We start from the raw sequence: 18,312 nt of genomic DNA, 5'->3' as shown, positions 1-18,312 counted from the left end.
ATTATTCACCATCCTTTACTATAGCACCGAATTTACATACCTTAGCACATAAACCACAACCACTACATAATGTATCATTAATCATCATCTTACCATCTTTCTTCTGAATTGCTGGACATCCTAGTTTCATACACATTCCACAATTCTTACAAGCATCAACATTTATTCTATAAGGAACTCTCTTTCTCTTCTTATCTAATAACTCACAAGGTGCACTTGCTATTATTACTGAAGGTTCCTCTTTCATTGTCTCCTCTTTTATAGCTAGTTCAACTTCTTCTGGTTTGAAAGGATTAACCACTCTTACACTATTGATACCTACACTATTTGCTAATTGTACAAGGTTAAGTACATGTGTTTCTTCACCCTTCAAAGTCTTTCCAGTAGCAGGATTATCTTGATGTCCTGTCATACCTGTTGTTGAGTTATCAAGGATAATTACAGTTGAGATTCCTTTGTTATATACAATGTCTACAAGTCCTGTTATTCCAGAATGGACAAAAGTTGAATCTCCAATGATTCCAACCCAATCCTTGATAAATTCTTTTCCTCTTGCTTTTTCCATTCCATGTAGCATACCTATACTTGCACCCATACAGACACAAGTGTCTATACCTTCAAGTGGTGGTAGTGCTCCAAGAGTATAACATCCTATATCGCCTGTAGCATGTTTTTTAAGTTTATTAAGAATATAATAAACTCCTCTATGTGGACATCCTGGACACATAACTGGTGGTCTTACTGGTAATTGTTTTGGAGTATCAAGATTCAAATTATGTTCGCTAATCTTTTCTTCTATTAGATTAGCACTGTATTCACCTTGAACTGTAAATATCTCTTTACCAATTACTTTAATTCCCAATGATTTGATTTGTTCTTCAAAAATTGGTTCTAATTCTTCAACTATGTATAATGTATCAACTTTACTTGCAAATTCCTCAATTAATTTTTTTGGAATTGGATGTACCATACCAAGTTTTAAAATAGATGCATTAGGTAATGCTTCTTTCACATATTGGTAAGGAACTCCACTAGTTATTACTCCAATTGAAGTATCATTCATTTTAATTGTGTTATATCTAAATGTATTACAATCTTCTGCAATCTGATTCATTCTCTTTTCAACTACAACATGCTTAACTCTTGCCATACCTGGCATCATTACATTTTTCTTGAAGTCTTTGGTATATTCTTTGATTGGAACATCTACTCTATTATTAAGATCTACAAGACTTTGTGAATGTGAAATACGAGTTGTAAGTCTTATAAAAACTGGTGTATCGTAATTTTCACTTATTTCAAAAGCTTCTTTTACATATTCTTTTGCTTCATTACTATCAGAAGGTTCAAGCATTGGTATATGAGCAGATCTTGCATAATAGCGGGTATCTTGTTCGTTTTGAGAACTATGCATACCTGGATCATCTGCAACAAGTATTACTAAGCCTCCATTAATTCCAGTATATGATGCAGTAAATAATGGGTCTGCAGCTACATTGACTCCAACATGTTTCATAGCTACCATTGTTCTAGCTCCACTAAAAGAAGCACCAACACCCACTTCTAAAGCAACTTTTTCATTAGGTGACCACTGAGCATATATTTCATCATATTTTGCAACGAACTCAGTAATTTCTGTACTTGGTGTTCCTGGATATGCTACTGCAACAGTAGCACCTGCCTCATAAGCTCCTCTGGCAACAGCTTCATTACCAAGCATAAGTTTCTTATCTGCCATTGTTAATATCAATCCTTTCATTTCAATTTAAAGTTATATTGAATATAGTTTTTATTCAATACAGGTTATCTTTTTTATAAGGTACATTTACCTTATATGTTAGAGATTTAGAATACATTCAATCGTTATTATATATCTATTCTAACAGTTGTTTCTCTTTTAGTCCATCCTCTAATTTCTATTATCTATAACTCTTTTTGCTTTACCTTCAAATCTCTTCAAAGTATAAGGTTCTACTAGATTTATCTTAGCATCTATTCCTAAAACAGTTTTAAGATTATGTCTGATTGTCAATTGTAGTTTGTCAAGATTACTATATGAATCTAATAGACTAGTATCTTCTAATTCCACATTTATTTCAATTTTATCTAAATAACCTTCTCTATTAACTATGATTTCATAATGTGGACCTATTTCTTTTGTATTCAGTAATACTTCCTCTATCTGGGAAGGAAATACGTTAACACCTCTAATTATCAGCATATCATCTGTTCTTCCTTCAATCTTAGCCATTCTAACTAAAGTTCTTCCACAATCACATTTTTCATACATGAGTCTTGTGATATCTTTAGTTCTATATCTAATAAGTGGAAGGGCTTCTTTTGAGACAGTAGTTATTACTAATTCACCTGTTTCTCCTGGTGGTAATACTTTACCAGTACTTGGGTCGATTATTTCAGGAATAAAATGGTCTTCATTAATATGTAATCCCTTCAAAGCTTGACATTCTCCTGCAACACCAGGTCCAATCAATTCACTCATACCATAATTTTCAGTTGCAAACATGCCCCAACCTTTTTGAATCTGTTCTCTCATAGCTTCTGTGGAACCTTCTCCACCGAAAAGTCCAAGTTTAACATCTAGATCATTAACTGGATCAATTCCCATCTTTTTAGCTACCTCCATGATATGTAGAGCATAGGATGGTGTACTAACCAATAATGTAGTACCAAAATCCTTCATAAGCATAATTTGTTTTTCAGTGTTTCCACTAGAAGTTGGTACTACCATTGCACCAATTCTCTCCAAACCATAATGAAGTCCAAAAGCACCTGTAAATAACCCATAACCAAAAGCAATCTGTGCCACATCAGTAGAATCTGCTCCTGCCATTGTTACAATCCTTGCTATCAATTCAGTCCAAGTATTAAGGTCTTTTCTAGTATATCCAACAACAGTTGGTTTTCCAGTTGTTCCAGATGATGCGTGAACTCTAACAATCTCTTTTTTGGGAACAGTAAATAGACCGAAAGGATAGTTATTCCTAAGGTCATCTTTTACAGTAAATGGCAAGTCAGACAAGTCATCAAGAGATTTGACATCTTCTGGTTTCATACCTGCTTTATCCATTTTGGCCTTATAATAAGGAACCTTATTGTAGATTCTCTTAACTGTTTCCTGTAATTTATCTAATTGAATTTTTTCTATTTCTTCCCTGCTGAGTGTTTCCTCTTTCGACCAAATCATTTTCCCATTTCCTTTCAACCTTATATTATTTTACCTCTTTAGCAAATATATAATTGATATGTCTTTCTTCATAACTTTCAGTTACCAGACTAACTATACTCATAGTTATTATTGGAACAACAATAGCTAATGCACCTACTGTCGGTATATTAGAACTTCCAAACCCATATTTACTAACACCATATATTACAATGGAAATAGCAGTTAACATTCCTACCCATACGCCTTGTTTAGTAGCTTTTTCCCAATACAATCCAAGTAGATATGGAGCTAGTAAGCAACCTGAAACTGCTCCCCAAGATAAAGATGCTAAGTTCAGTATTGGACTATCAGATGTTGCTACAATATAAGATAGTGCAACAAACACAACGCATAATACCTTCATAACCCACATCAATGTTTTACCGTTAATGTCTGGTTTAACTGTCTTCAATAAATCTATTGTAATTGCAGAACTTGATGCAAGTACTAATGAAGCCAATGTAGACATTGATGCAGATAAAACCAATACAAGGATTATCGCTGCAACTACTGTTGGCAAAGTCTCACTTATTACCAATGGCATAATCCTGTCATAAACAGGCATTCCATTTATTGTAGGACATTCACTAATGATAAGTCTACTTATACTTCCTGTAAAATAAGCACCTGTAGTTATTAAAAGTGCAAATGCAGTAGATACCCATTTTGCTGTCTTGATTGATTTTTCACTTTTGATTGTATAGAATTTATGTACCATTTGTGGTAATCCCCAACTACCTAGACTCGTTAGAATAACCAAAGACAATATCGGCACAACTCCTGGTGGTCCTATAGGAGATATTAATTCCTTATTGATGGATTTCAAGTTACTTATAGCACCTGACAAACCTCCAACAGTTGGAAATTTAATTACAAAAAACAACATCAATATAACTCCAACAATCATAATACATCCTTGTATGAAATCAACCATAGTTGCAGCAACCAACCCTCCTGCAAATAAGTATAGAGCTGTTAGAACCATCATTATAATTAATATAATATAAGTAGGTATTCCAAAAATTTCTTCAAACAAATATCCTAAACCTTTATATACAGAAGCCGCATAAGGCATTAAAAATACGAAAATAATTGTTGCTGATACAATTTTTAGAGGTTTACTCTTGTATCTTACTCCAAGGAATTCTGGCATAGTAGATACATTAAGTCTTTGAGTCATTTCACGAGTTCTTTTCCCTAGAACCTCCCAAGCCAAGTATGTACCAATCACTGTATTCCCTACTACTATCCAAAGCACTGATAACCCGAAGTTCCAACCTAATTTTCCTGCATAACCAATAAATAAAACTGCTGAAAAATAAGCCGTACCATACGAAAATGCTGACATCCATGGGGGTACTCTTCTACCTCCAAGTAGATAACCTGAAACTCCCTCAACCTTTTTTCTACTCATGGCGCTTACAACCATAATCATTAGTATGTACCCTACCAAGAAAAACCAATAAACTTTCATTAGATCCCTCTCCCTATTTTTAATATAACCATAAATATCGTCACTTTAAACTTCAACGCTATTATGTAATATGACTTTAAAGTGTTAAATTATAATAGCACAATAAAAGCGCATCAAGCGCATGTTATAATAATAATCGAAGTTATAGATGAATATGTGTTAATTATATTTACTAACTACTAATTATACACTATATTTTTTTGTTGTCAATTATTCAAAAAAGATTAAATCAAATATATAATAGCTTAGAAATAAGAAAAAGAATATAATATTTTTATTATATACTTTTTCTTAAAACTATTATAAACATACTTCCAATCTATAGTTGATTAATCATTTCAATGTCTTGTTCAATGTTATTTCCTATTGTTGTTAAATAATTACCAACCATAGTAGCACTGATACCTGATTTGAAACCTTGTCTCTGATATTCTCCTAGTGCTATACGTCCACCTGCGAATCTAACATTAGCTTTTGGCAGTATTAATCTAATCATTGCAACAGTTCTACATATTATTTCAGGTTCCAGAATTTCTTTATCTCCCAATGGTGTTCCTTTTACAGGACATAGAATATTAATAGGTACTGAGCTAATTTCAAGTTTTCTTAGTTCAAATGCCATATTAATTCTATCAAACACGTTTTCTCCCAATCCAATAATTCCACCTGAACATACAGATAAACCAGCTTTTTTTGCATTGACTATTGTTCTAATTCTATCATTATATGTATGAGTTGTACATATTTTTTCATAGAAACGTTTACTGGTTTCAAGATTATGATGATATCTACTAACTCCAGCTTCTTTTAATCTCACTGCCTGTTCATAGGTAATTAACCCATGAGATGCACATAGATTCAAATCTGGGAATTTGTTTTTTAATTCTTTGTATATGTCAATGATATTATCAAAATCTTCGTCTGATATTCCTTTCCCACTTGTAACTAATGAGAATTGGTCAACTCCATATTTCACATTTTCTTCAGCTCTTTTTATTGCCTTGTCTTTACTTATTAGTGGATATTCCCTAACACCAGTACCATAATGAGCAGATTGAGCACAGTATTTACAATCTTCACTGCATTTCCCTGATTTTGCATTCATGATTGTACAAAGCTCAATCTTATTTCCCTTAAAAAATTGTCTTACTTCATCAGCTATCTGACATAGTTCTTCAGTACCTGTTGTTCTATAGATTTCAAGAGCTTCTTTCTTTTTTAATTTATAGCCGTTAATTACTTTATACTTAATCTCTTCCACTGGAATCCTAACCTTTCAGCTAAGAAATATACACACATTTATTACTAGCATATTTCTTATTTATATTGTCGAATTATAGTATTTTAAAGTTACTGACTTTAATTATATGTAATAGTCAAAGAATTGTCAATTAATAAATTTGAACATTTTAATATGTAAACTTAATGTAATCTGCGAAACAATAAAAAATTCCTTTAATATTTCGAAAATACTATATTAATTTACCGTTTATTATTAGATGTATAGGTAATAGTCCGTACTAAATATATAGTACGTTTTATCAAAATTGTGTTTGACACAAAAACATTATTTATTTATACTATAGATAAATAATAAATTAGTCTTTATTTCATTAGATTTAAAATCCTTATTATTTAAATTGAAAGGAGAATTATATTGTCAACAAAATTGGAAACTAAGAAAACCATGAATGCTTTAGTTAAAAAATATCCTAAAGAAGGTCTTTGGCTAGAAGAAGTACCTGTTCCAGAAATGGGTAAAAATGACGTAATGATAAAAATAGAAAAAACATCTATCTGTGGTACAGATGTTCATATCTACAATTGGGATAAATGGTCTAGCGAAACTGTTCCTACTCCTATGGTCATTGGCCATGAATATGTTGGAAGAATAGTTGGTTATGGTGATAATGTTAAGGGATTCAGAATCGGTGAACTAGTATCTGGTGAAGGTCACATTGTTTGTGGTCATTGTCGTAATTGTTTAGCTGGACGTAGACATCTATGCATTAATACAAGTGGTGTAGGCGTTAATAGGCCTGGTGCTTTCGCTGAGTATCTTGTAATTCCAGCTACTAATGTGTGGTTGTGTGATGAAGATATTGATAGGGATATTATTAGTTGTTTTGATCCTCTTGGTAACGCTGTACATACTGCATTATCTTTTGACCTTGTAGGGGAGGACGTACTTATTACTGGTGCTGGACCAATTGGTATTATGGCATCTGCAATAGCTAAGAAAGCAGGAGCTAGATACGTTGTAATAACTGATGTGAATCCATATCGTCTTGATCTTGCAAAGAAAATGGGAGCAATCACTGTGGATGTAAGTAAGTCTACAATTAGGGATACTATGCTGCAATTAGGGATAAAAGAAGGGTTTGATGTAGGACTAGAGATGTCAGGTAATGCACGGGCTTTTAATGATATGATAGATTGTATGGAACATGGAGGTAAGATCGCAATGCTTGGTATTCAGTCAGAGGATACTGTAGTTGATTGGAATAAAATAGTGTTCAATGGAATAAATATTAAAGGTATTTATGGACGAGAAATGTTTGAGACATGGTATAAGATGACATCTATGATTCAGTCGGGACTTGATATTAGTGAAGTGATAACTCATAGGTATCATTATACTGATTTCCAGAAAGGTTTTGATGCGATGAATTCGGGGAAATCGGGGAAGGTAGTACTTAGTTGGGATAAATAGGGTTAGGTAGATTAATATGGTGGGTTACGGTTGCTTAGATAATACCTGTAATGATTGCTAGTTCAGGCTAGTGTATATTTTAATTAAATTTAGATATGATTGAAGATAAAATAAATGAAGAAAGAAGGATGAGGTTTTATGTTTGATAATGCTAGGAAGATTTACATGAAGCAGCTTAATGATATCAAGGAAAGTGGATTGTGGAAAAATGAGAGAGTTGTTACTACGCCACAGAGTGGAAAAATTGATACTTTGTCCAAGAAGCAGGTTCTTAATTTTTGTGCTAATAATTATCTTGGTTTGGCTTCTCATGATTTTGTGATAAAGGCTGCTAAGGAAAGTTATGAGAAATGGGGATATGGTCTTTCTTCTGTACGTTTTATTGTGGGAACTCAGAAGATTCATAAAGATCTAGAGCATAAAATATCAGAATTCTTATATACGGATGATACTATTTTATATTCATCGGCTTTTGATGCTAATGGTGGGTTGTTTGAAACAATTCTTGCAGCTGAGGATGCTATTATAAGTGATGAACTTAATCATGCTAGTATTATTGATGGTATAAGATTATGTAAAGCTAAAAGATATCGTTACCTTAATAATAATATGGAAGACCTTGAAGAAAAATTGATTGAAGCTGATAAAAACGGTGCTAGGATAAAATTAATTGCTACTGATGGAGTTTTTTCTATGGATGGTATTATAGCTAATCTAAAAGGGATTTGTGATTTAGCTGATAAATATAATGCTATAGTTATGGTAGACGATAGCCATGCAACTGGTTTTATTGGGAAAAAGGGTCGTGGTACTCATGAATATAGAGACGTTATTGGTAGAGTTGATATTATAACCAGTACACTTGGTAAAGCTTTAGGTGGTGCTAGTGGTGGTTTTACTAGTGGTAGGAAAGAGATTATTGATTTGCTTCGTCAACGTTCAAGACCTTACCTGTTTTCTAATACTTTATCTCCTGCAATTGCTGAAACCTCTCTTAAAATACTTGAAATGTTATCAGAATCCACAGAGTTTAGAGATAAGTTAGAAGAAAATACTAGGTATTTTAGAGAGGGAATGAAAAAAGTTGGGTTTGATATCCCAGATGGTGATCATCCAATTGTACCTATAATGTTAGGTGATGCTGTAGTTGCACAGAAAATGGCTGAAAAAATGCTTGAGAAAGGCGTTTATGTTATTGGATTCTATTATCCTGTTGTTCCAAAAGGTAAATCTAGAATTAGGACACAGATCTCTGCTGTACACAGTAAGGAAGATTTGGATGTAGCTATTGATGCCTTTTATAAAGTAAAAAAAGAGTTAACCAAATGAAGTTTTTTAAATAAGACCCTAAAATAATAATGGAGTGGAATAATTAAAATTCCACTCCAAATATTAAACTATCTATATTACTATTTCTTTGACTCACAGTCACACTGTGTAGGGCAACTACTACATCCACTGCACTTTTTACCAGCCTTTTTATCTTTATACATTTTATAGATTGCTAATCCTACTAAAAGAATAATTATACAACCAGCAATGAAGTTTCCCATTTTAGGCTATCTCCTTTTGTTGTCGGCTTTGATTAATACCTGTTACTCCTTCATCTTTCTTCCTCTTAATAAGTGTAATTAATATTACAAATGCAACTATTAAAATTATAATTGATGCTACAAAACCTTCTGCAAGCTTACCATATACGATAAGTGAACCTATTTGATTAACTAATAGTGCTAATATATATCCTATACCAAACTGCATTCCTATAGCTCCCCATAGCCACTTCTTGGAACCCATCTCAGCGTTCATTGCTCCAATAGCTGCAAAACAAGGAGGTGTAAATAAGTTGAAGAACATATATGATAAAGCACTTACTGCTGTCAAACCACCTGCTACCATAAGTACATTCCCACTACCTGGTGTACTAAGAACTGCCTCTGCATCATCACCAAATAGTGCAAAGCATACTGCAAGTGTTGCAACTACGTTTTCTTTGGCAATAAAACCTGTAACTGCAGCTGCTGCAAATTGCCATATACCAAATCCTAATGGAATTAATAAGAAAGCAACTGGTTTTGCAATGGTTGCTAGCATACTTGAGCCTACTCCCTCTTCACCAACTAGATTTAAGTTAAAATCGAAAGATTGTAAAATGAATACTGCTGCATTACAAACTAAGATAATTGTACCAGCTTTTATTATGAATCCTTTTGCACGATCTAACATAGATAGTGCTGCTCGTTTAATACTTGGCAAACGATATTCTGGTAATTCAATCATAAAGTAATCAACTACTGTTTCTGCTTTTGTAATCCTCTTAAGTAATAATCCAACAAGAATGATTAATACAACCGCTACAAAATATGTTATAGGTGCCATATATGATGCGTTTGGGAAGAATACTGCAACAAACAAACCAATAATAGGTGCCTTAGCACCACAAGGTACAAAAGGAGTTAACATTGCTGTCATTCTTCTTTGTCTTTCACTTTTAATTGTTCTTGTTGCCATAACTCCTGGAATCGCACATCCGTAACCTACTACCATAGGAATAATTGATTTTCCTGATAATCCGATTTTTTTGAAGAATCTATCCATAACAACTGCAACACGTGCCATATAACCACAATCTTCTAATAAGGATAGTAAGAAGAATAATACCATGATTAAAGGTAAGAAACCAAGTACAGCACCAACTCCTCCAATTATACCCTCAACGATTAATGCTGTTAAGAAATCATTAGTTCCTGCACCCTCTAATGCTCCTGACACTGTATCTGTCAACCATCCAATTCCTTCCTCTACATATCCAGCTAATAGTGGTCCTAACCATGATTGTGATATGTAGAATACTGCCCACAATATTAAACCAAATATTGGGATTCCTAACCATTTGTGAGCAACAATACGGTCTACTATGTCAGCAACAGTTACTTTATTAGATTTTACACTTCTAACTTCAACTTTTTTAGTTATTTTATTTACAAAATTAAATCTTAATTTATCTGCTTTTTCTGCATCTGATTTAGTTTTTATTTGGAAATTATCTTCCATGATTTTTGGAGCTACCTGACCGCCTTTTTTGTCACCATATTCTATTGCAGAAGCCGCCAATTCTTTTAACCCAATTTCTTTTAATGCAGAAGTTTCTATAACCTGACAATTCAAGAGATTCTTAAGTCTTGCTACATCAATTGTAAGACCATTTCTCTTTACCATATCATATTTGTTAAGAGCTACAACAACAGGAATACCTAATTCCAAAAGCTGAGTTGTAAAAAATAAACTTCTGTTTAAATTTGAAGCATCCACAACATTGATAATAACATCTGGATTTTCTTCTTTCACAAAATCACTAGTAATACATTCCTCTGAAGTAAAAGGACTCATGGAATAAGCTCCAGGTAAGTCTACAACCATTACTTCTTGAGATTTCTTGTTTTTTAGATTACCCTTTAGTTTTGCAACTTTTTTTTCTACTGTAACCCCAGCCCAGTTACCAACGTGTTCAAGTTTCCCTGTTAATGCGTTGAACATAGTTGTTTTACCACTATTAGGGTTTCCTGTCAATGCAATTTTCATCTTTTACCACCTTTTCATGTTTTTGTAATATTGATAATCATTATCACTATATAGGTTTATTTATCTTATAGCTAATTAATATTAGTAACCCTTGATTAGAATTACTAATATAATTATCATATTATCATTTTAAGCAACTTGTATTATTTTTGCTAACTCTTCGTCAATACCATAACGACTATCCTTAATGTTAATAATGTAATTAGATGCTACCTTAGATATTATTGTTACCTTTTCTCCTTCATAACAACCTAAAGAAAAAAGAAACTTAACCATATCTTCTTGTCCTAATACAGAATTAACTGTATATTCCTTGTTCATTTTTGCTTTTGATAAAGTCATAATATCACTTCCTATCTCATTTATATCATTCATTTTGATTATATACCAATTTACTTTAAAACTATAATATCAAAAATGATAATCATTGTCAATAACAAAAAACAATTTATAGAAAAAGATTAGTATAGAGGAATTGAATTAAAATATATCCGCCTGGGATATTGACGTTAATAATATATTGTGATGCAATCCCTCATTATTACTTTTACATATATTATTTATTATTCATAAGCTCTATATAACATCGCTGCACCTATTAATCCAGCGTCATTACCTAACTTAGCCACTTGGACTTTTGTTTTGAATGCAGGTTTTCCTCCATATATTTCATTTATAACCTTTTTTTTAAGAGGTTCTATTAGATTATCTCCTTGTGCAGAGACCCCACCGCCAAGTACAATGATTTCTGGTTGGAATATATTTATTACATTAACAATACCTACTGCTAAATGCTTAATATAATTATCAATTACTTCCCTAGCAACTTCATCTCCTGCTTGGGCCGCATCAAAAGGAATCTTAGCATTCATTTTACTTAGATCACCTTGTACTAAATCATTAAGTTTGGAATCTTCGTTCTTGGCTGCTGCTTCTTTTGCATCTCTTATCAATGCTGTAGCTGATGAATATTGTTCCCAACATCCTTTTCTTCCACAGTTACATTGTATACCATTAAAATTGATAGATACATGTCCTAGTTCTGCACCACCATTAAAACTGCCACCAATAATCTTGCCATCAATTATGATTCCACTACCAACTCCAGTTCCTAGAGTAACAGCTACTAAGTCTTTATAGTCAACTCCTGTACCACATTCATATTCTCCAAGAGCTGCTACATTAGCATCATTACCAATGTAAACTGGTTTATCAATGTATTTTCTAATTTCATCTCTAATTGGTGTATTTATAAAATTAAGATTATTAGCATAAACTATTAATCCTTTTTCAGGGTCTGGTGTTCCAGGACTTCCTACTCCTATTGAGTGAATATCATCAAGAGAGATACCTTCTTCTTCGATAAGTTTTGTAGCTAACATTGCCATATCTTTTATAATAAGTTTATCAACTCTGTTTCCAAGTGTAGGTGTTGAATCTTTTCTTATGATTGTACCATCTTTTGCAACTATAGCTGCTGCAATATTTGTTCCTCCTAAATCAATTCCAATGTTATACATGTAGTCCTCCTTATTTATTGTCTTTTATATATCTTTCTTCGTTTCTGCGTTTTAGATTGCCACTTACACGATTTACCAAATCACTAGCAGCATTATAACCCATCTGTTTTTGCCTATGGTTTATAGCCGCTGATTCTACAATAACAGCGATATTTCTTCCAGGTCTAATAGGTATAGAATGACATATAACTTTATTTTCTAATATCTCAATGTATTCTTCGTTTAGACCTAATCTATCATATTCTTTTTCTGGATCCCATAATTCTAATTTTATAACTAAATCTATATTTTGTATCTTCTTTACTGATTCAACACCAAATAGTGTTTTTACATCAATTATTCCAATACCCCTAAGCTCTATGAAGTGTCTAATTATATCTGGTGATGAACCTAGTAATGTCTCTTCAGATACTTTTTTAATCTCAACAACGTCATCTGCTACTAGACGATGTCCTCTTTTTATAAGTTCTAAAGCAGATTCACTTTTACCAATTCCGCTTTCACCCATTATAAGTACACCTTCACCATATACATCGACTAAAACGCCGTGTATAGATATTCTTGGGGCTAATTCTACCTTAAGCCATCTTATTATTTCAGCCATAAATGTTGAAGTAGTTTTTTTTGTTTGAAATATAGGTACGTTATTAGCATTTGCTATCTCTAACATATCATCAAAAGGTTCTAATTCTCTAGATAGTATTAGACATGGTATTTTTGTGCTAAAAAGAGTATCTAATACCTTATATCTATCATTCTTGTTCATTTTCTCTAGATATGTTTTTTCAACCTTACCCATAATCTGAACTCTTTCAGTATCAAAGTAATCAAAAAAACCTGCTAATTGAAGTGCTGGTCTGTTAATATCAGAATGGGTTATTACTATATTATCAATTTCTACTTCTGGAGTTAAATTTTTGAGCTTCATCTTTTCTACTAATTTAGTCAATTTTACAGTATACATAAGAATGCCTCCTAAGCTATTTCTTTAATATTTTAGCATATTATAAATGAATTATCATCATTTTTTTATATCTTTTAATTGTAAAAGCAAAGTAGTATAGAGGAATATTCCGTCAGCAAATTAAAGGTCCTTGTTTCAATAAATAATAATGGACATGGAATCCATTATTATTTCTGACAGTCCAGTAGGGCTGTCAGATTACTTACTCGCGAAAAAAATCATATATAGTTTGTGCAACTTTTCTGTTTATACCCTCTGTTTTTTCTAGTTCGTCTACATCTGCTTGTCTTATTTTTTCTACTGAGCCAAAATGTTTTATTAGGTTTATTCTTCGTTTTGGTCCAATTCCTTCTATATCGTCTAGTATGGATTGTATTTGTTTTTTGCTTCTTAGTTTTCTGTGATATTCTATAGCGAATCTGTGTGCTTCATCTTGGATTCTTGTTATTAGCTTGAATCCTTCGGAGTCTTTATCAATATTGTACTCTATGTTGTTATAAAAAATTCCTCTAGTTCTATGTTTATCATTTTTGACCATGCCGCATACTGGTATTGATAAACCTATTTCATTAAGTACCTTAAGGGCTATGTTGACTTGTCCTTTTCCACCATCCATTAGGATTAGATCAGGTAGTCTAGTGAATTTCCCTAAGCTTAGGTCCTGTTTTTTTAGCAGGATTTCTTTTTGTTCTTCAAGAGCATGGGTAAATCTTCTTGTTAAAACTTCTTCCATGCTTTTGTAATCATCAGGACCTTTTACTGATTTTATCCTGAATTTTCGATAATCACTTCTCTTAGGCTTTCCTTCTTCAAAAACAATCATGGAACCCACTGATTCAAAACCGTGTATGTTGGATATATCGTATGCTTCTAGTCTCTTAACCTCATCTTCTATACCAAGTATCTCTACAATCTCTTTTACAGCTCCTTTTGTTCTTTTGTCCTCTTTCTTTATTTTTTCACCAAACTGTTCAAATGTGAGTAGAGCGTTATTGGCGGCTAGTTCAACAAGCTTATGTTTTTCACCTTTTCTAGGTACTTTTATATAGACTTTCTGACCTTTTTTACTGGTTAACCAAGCATTTATAATATTAGCTTCATCTATTTCTTCTTGGAGTATTATTTCTTTTGGTATAAAAGGGGTTCCAGAATAGAATTGTTTAACAAACTCTGTCATCACTTCTCGTCTCTGTAATTCTTCTACACCATCAAGATGAAAATGTTCTCTTCCAATAAGCTTACCGTTTCTAACGAAGTATACTTGTACCAAAGCCTCATCATGTACCTTAGCAAATGCAATAACATCTTGGTCCTCCATGGAAGCATTTATTATCTTTTGCTTTCCTGCAATACTTTTAACACTTGCTAATTGGTCTCTATATTCAGCAGCTTTTTCAAAGTCTAATTCTTCTGAAGCTTTTATCATTTTATCCTTTAATATATTTATTACTTTATCATATTTACCGTTTAGGAATTCAATAATCTCAATAATATCTTTTTTGTACTCTTCCTCTTTTATGTAATTCTGGCAGGGTGCATTACATTGTTTAATATGGTAGTTGAGACATGGTCTTCCTTTTCCTATTTCTTTTGGCAGACTTTTGTTACATGTTCTTACCTTCCATATTTTAGTTATAACATCAATGGTATCCTTAGCTCCTCTTGTATTAGTATAAGGACCAAAGTATTTGGCTTTGTCTTTTTTTAATTCTCTGGCATATAAGACTCTAGGATATTTTTCATTAATGGTCACTTTAATATAGGGATATGATTTATCGTCTTTTAAAAGAGTGTTGTATTTGGGTCTATGCTTCTTTATAAGATTACACTCTAGTATAAGTGCTTCAAGCTCAGAATCAGTTACTATATATTCAAATGATTTTATCATAGGAACCATTTTTTTTATTTTATTAGAATGATTTGTTGATTTTCTAAAATACTGCCTTACTCTATTTCTAAGCTTAATTGCTTTTCCTACATAGATTATGTTTCCATACATGTCCTTCATAAGATAAACGCCTGGCTTGACAGGTAGCTTTTTTAATTCTTCTTCAATATCAAACATTTATAATCATTCCTTCTACTTATATCTGCTTAAATTAAATCTTGTTATAATGAAAGTTCAACTCTTATCTATATATATTGAACTTAAACATCTATATTATTATACTAATTTTTCTCTTTATATTGCAACTCATATAAATTGTAACCTTAATTTATCTGCATTAAATTAAAGGTGGAAAGTTGAGTTATTTATATAACCCGTTTTATACTGAAAGCGTATACATCTTCACCGGTAGAACTAGTATCAAATATGTTGTACTTTGCTTTACTAGTGCAACTTACATCTAGTATTATGTTATTATTTTCTTCTTGGTTAATAGAATATGAATTATGCACACGTGGATAGATATTAAGAAGTATGTCTTTGCAACTTTCAAATAATAATCCTTCTCCGTCACTATCTGTAAGTGCAGCCCATCTTACATCTGATTTATTACCACTTTTTATAGAATTATTAAGATTATAGTAATATAAACCTACTTTTGTTCCACTATTAATATCAGGGTATGTATCATTTGGTCCTTTACCAAACCAAGAGAAATCATTATACTCAGCTGGTATCTCCAACATCATTCCTATTTTTATAAATTTATTGCTAGAACGGATTTTATTAATTATGTTTATTCTGCCATCAGGTTCTATTATATATGTAGTCTTAATATTCCCTTTTATCTGTGGGCATTTTCCTATGATATCAATTTCATAACTTCCTTCTGTGGTGCTAGTGACTTTTACATCTTTCACTTTTGACATCTCTAATCTGTTAAATCCATTTTCGATATATACTTTTACTGGCGATAGCACATATTCTTGTCTATCAAATTCTATTGAACGGATGTTACCTTTTAATTTGTCCACAATTATTTCAAAATTATTACCAATAACTTCGACTTTCAACTTTCTATCTCTTAATCTAGCTTCATTTGATGATTTTATTTTTCTTTTTTTAGGTGCTTTGTATGGTATTCTGTATTGTGCCCATGCCACATTATAACCTTTTTCTGCCCACCATGATTCTTCTTTTGTAGACATATTGATATTAATATGGTACCATGCATTTTCAAGAATATCTTGTATATTATAATCAATATATATTTCTTTTCTTTTATGGATAGGTATATCTATATCTGTCAATCTACCACTTTTTATTACGATACCATCTTCTAGTATCTCCCATGAAAAATCATAATCTTTAAGTGCAGAGGCATCTCCACAATTTTTGATGCTGAAAATACCTTTGATGATATCTTTGGGATATATATTTATCATTTCATATTTCTTCTTTAGTTCAGATGCATATGGTGTTAAATGTCTATCATTATAGACTACACCTTTTTGGGTGACTTCTTCTGTTTCTTCGTCTCTAATCATTATATAATCACATAAGAATCTTCCTGCAATTGGATGTCCCTTAGATACGTCATCTATTACTTCGTCTTCTTTTATGAAGTTATAAGTAAAAGTTACTGGATTATAATTTTTAAGCCCTGTTGCATTTCCCTCATAGTATATTGGTCTAGTGTTGTCTAATATCATTATTTTCTTATATAGATTGATTGGTACATTAACTCTACTATCTATATTCCATACAATTACACATGAATAATTAATATATTTTTTTATTACATTCTTAGTTTCTTCTTCATCAAATAAGAGTTCTTCTTCATGTTCTTGTTCTGTGATAGGTTTATTGATTACATATAATCCATATTTATTGCACATATCATAGAAAACTTCAGCATTATTATAATCATATGTAATTACAGTATTGATGTTATTACTCTTCATTATACTTATATCTTCAATATATTTTCTCTGCATATCTTCTATATCATATTGCTCACGATTATTATAAATAACTCCATTAAGAGTTACTTGCTTACCATTTATATTAATCATATTATTGTTTATCTCTATAAATCTAAAACCATGTTCAAATTTTTTCTGGCATAACTCTTCATCTTTTTCATTTTTCACAACTATTTTGAAGCTATAACATTTTGGTAAATCAACTGTCCATGTCCTAATACCATCTATCTCACTTTCTAATGTTACCTTAGATCTATTTTTTGCTGTTAAAACACATCTTATGTCAGCAACCAAGTTTTCGTCTTCATTATCAGTCATCCATAACTCAATTTTTACAGGTTGTATTCTTGAACCCATATATGTTATTAAAACATCTGTATACATATAAATTTGGTCGTATGTTTCATTTAATGCTTTGGAATTAACATAGTATCTATCTATTTTTATAGCTTTGTCCAATTCCTTCATATTATTTTCACCCCTTTTATTACAGAAACCCATATATAACCATATATAAAGAAAGCGACTATACATAGCCACTGTTACCCTTAATATAACGTCACTTTCCTTTATTATTTATCATTTAATAATTGCCCATATTCATCAACTTTATCTGCCAAGAATTCAGCGAGTCCTACGAATTCACAGCCTAAGCAATATTTATCACATGATTTACTACTTCTTATTATTTTGAGCACACAGTAGAAGTATCTTTTTTCATCGAATTCTATTTTGGCGTTAAAATAATAGTTGAGAGGTAATTCATCTCTGCATAATATACCAACACCGTTTTTAGAGATATCTATAACCTCAATGGTCTTATTATCAAGTTTTATTATGTCATTATTTTGTTTAAAAAGAGAATTAATTTCAAGTTCTAATTTTATGGGTAAACGCTTGTATTTTCTTCTTTCTTCCATAGTAGCCTCTCTCCTTTTTTCACATATAATCAATAACTTA

The 18,312-nt window shown here is 31.8% G+C and carries 14 protein-coding genes; 2 read left to right on the top strand and 12 right to left on the bottom strand.

What is annotated here, in order from left to right; translation table 11 throughout:
- Position 1: 1 nt before the first annotated feature.
- The 4 genes from iorA to bioB form a co-directional block, all read right to left on the bottom strand.
- The gene (gene iorA, locus N4A55_RS14735) at positions 2 to 1,738 is read right to left on the bottom strand and encodes an indolepyruvate ferredoxin oxidoreductase subunit alpha (protein WP_293757707.1); all 1,737 of its coding nucleotides are present in this window, start codon (positions 1,736 to 1,738) and stop codon (positions 2 to 4) included.
- Positions 1,739 to 1,909: 171 nt separating this feature from the next.
- Positions 1,910 to 3,205 carry a phenylacetate--CoA ligase family protein gene (locus N4A55_RS14730; RefSeq protein WP_293757706.1) on the bottom strand — a complete coding sequence of 432 codons (1,296 nt, stop codon included), beginning with the start codon at positions 3,203 to 3,205 and terminating at the stop codon, positions 1,910 to 1,912.
- A 25-nt stretch (positions 3,206 to 3,230) separates the two neighbouring features.
- Entirely contained in the window at positions 3,231 to 4,700 is a 1,470-nt protein-coding gene (locus N4A55_RS14725; RefSeq protein WP_293757704.1) for a sodium:solute symporter family transporter, read from the bottom strand.
- 319 nt (positions 4,701 to 5,019) lie between these two features.
- Positions 5,020 to 5,961: a biotin synthase BioB gene (gene bioB / locus N4A55_RS14720; RefSeq protein WP_293757702.1), complete on the bottom strand. Its 942-nt coding sequence runs from the start codon at positions 5,959 to 5,961 to the stop codon at positions 5,020 to 5,022.
- A 426-nt stretch (positions 5,962 to 6,387) separates the two neighbouring features.
- Here bioB and tdh point away from each other — a divergent pair, with 426 nt between their 5' ends.
- Positions 6,388 to 7,413 (top strand): L-threonine 3-dehydrogenase, encoded by a 1,026-nt coding sequence (tdh, locus tag N4A55_RS14715; protein WP_293757943.1) that lies wholly within the window; start codon positions 6,388 to 6,390, stop codon positions 7,411 to 7,413.
- 138 nt (positions 7,414 to 7,551) lie between these two features.
- Entirely contained in the window at positions 7,552 to 8,742 is a 1,191-nt protein-coding gene (gene kbl, locus N4A55_RS14710) for a glycine C-acetyltransferase (RefSeq protein ID WP_293757700.1), read from the top strand.
- Between the two features lie 80 nt (positions 8,743 to 8,822).
- Here kbl and N4A55_RS14705 read toward each other — a convergent pair whose 3' ends face one another.
- The 8 genes from N4A55_RS14705 to N4A55_RS14670 all read right to left on the bottom strand — a co-directional run bounded on the left by N4A55_RS14705 (position 8,823) and on the right by N4A55_RS14670 (position 18,272).
- Positions 8,823 to 8,966 carry a FeoB-associated Cys-rich membrane protein gene (locus tag N4A55_RS14705; protein ID WP_293757698.1) on the bottom strand — a complete coding sequence of 48 codons (144 nt, stop codon included), beginning with the start codon at positions 8,964 to 8,966 and terminating at the stop codon, positions 8,823 to 8,825.
- Between the two features lies 1 nt (position 8,967).
- Positions 8,968 to 10,995 (bottom strand): ferrous iron transporter B, encoded by a 2,028-nt coding sequence (gene feoB / locus N4A55_RS14700; RefSeq protein ID WP_293757696.1) that lies wholly within the window; start codon positions 10,993 to 10,995, stop codon positions 8,968 to 8,970.
- A 129-nt stretch (positions 10,996 to 11,124) separates the two neighbouring features.
- Positions 11,125 to 11,337 (bottom strand): FeoA family protein, encoded by a 213-nt coding sequence (locus tag N4A55_RS14695; protein WP_293757694.1) that lies wholly within the window; start codon positions 11,335 to 11,337, stop codon positions 11,125 to 11,127.
- Positions 11,338 to 11,558: 221 nt separating this feature from the next.
- Positions 11,559 to 12,515, bottom strand: coding sequence for an ROK family protein (locus N4A55_RS14690; RefSeq protein WP_293757692.1), 957 nt, complete (start codon positions 12,513 to 12,515; stop codon positions 11,559 to 11,561).
- 10 nt (positions 12,516 to 12,525) lie between these two features.
- Positions 12,526 to 13,479: an HPr(Ser) kinase/phosphatase gene (hprK, locus tag N4A55_RS14685; protein ID WP_293757690.1), complete on the bottom strand. Its 954-nt coding sequence runs from the start codon at positions 13,477 to 13,479 to the stop codon at positions 12,526 to 12,528.
- A 202-nt stretch (positions 13,480 to 13,681) separates the two neighbouring features.
- Positions 13,682 to 15,544 carry an excinuclease ABC subunit UvrC gene (uvrC, locus tag N4A55_RS14680; RefSeq protein ID WP_293757688.1) on the bottom strand — a complete coding sequence of 621 codons (1,863 nt, stop codon included), beginning with the start codon at positions 15,542 to 15,544 and terminating at the stop codon, positions 13,682 to 13,684.
- A gap of 188 nt (positions 15,545 to 15,732) precedes the next feature.
- Positions 15,733 to 17,820 carry a beta-galactosidase domain 4-containing protein gene (locus N4A55_RS14675; RefSeq protein ID WP_293757686.1) on the bottom strand — a complete coding sequence of 696 codons (2,088 nt, stop codon included), beginning with the start codon at positions 17,818 to 17,820 and terminating at the stop codon, positions 15,733 to 15,735.
- 104 nt (positions 17,821 to 17,924) lie between these two features.
- Entirely contained in the window at positions 17,925 to 18,272 is a 348-nt protein-coding gene (locus tag N4A55_RS14670) for a PilZ domain-containing protein (RefSeq protein WP_293757684.1), read from the bottom strand.
- Between the last annotated feature and the right edge of the window lie 40 nt (positions 18,273 to 18,312).

Source organism: Vallitalea sp. (genome assembly GCF_025211055.1).
Lineage (GTDB): Bacteria > Bacillota > Clostridia > Lachnospirales > Vallitaleaceae > Vallitalea.
Note: the sequence above shows the minus strand (reverse complement) of the source record. Positions and strands in the feature narration are given on the sequence as shown.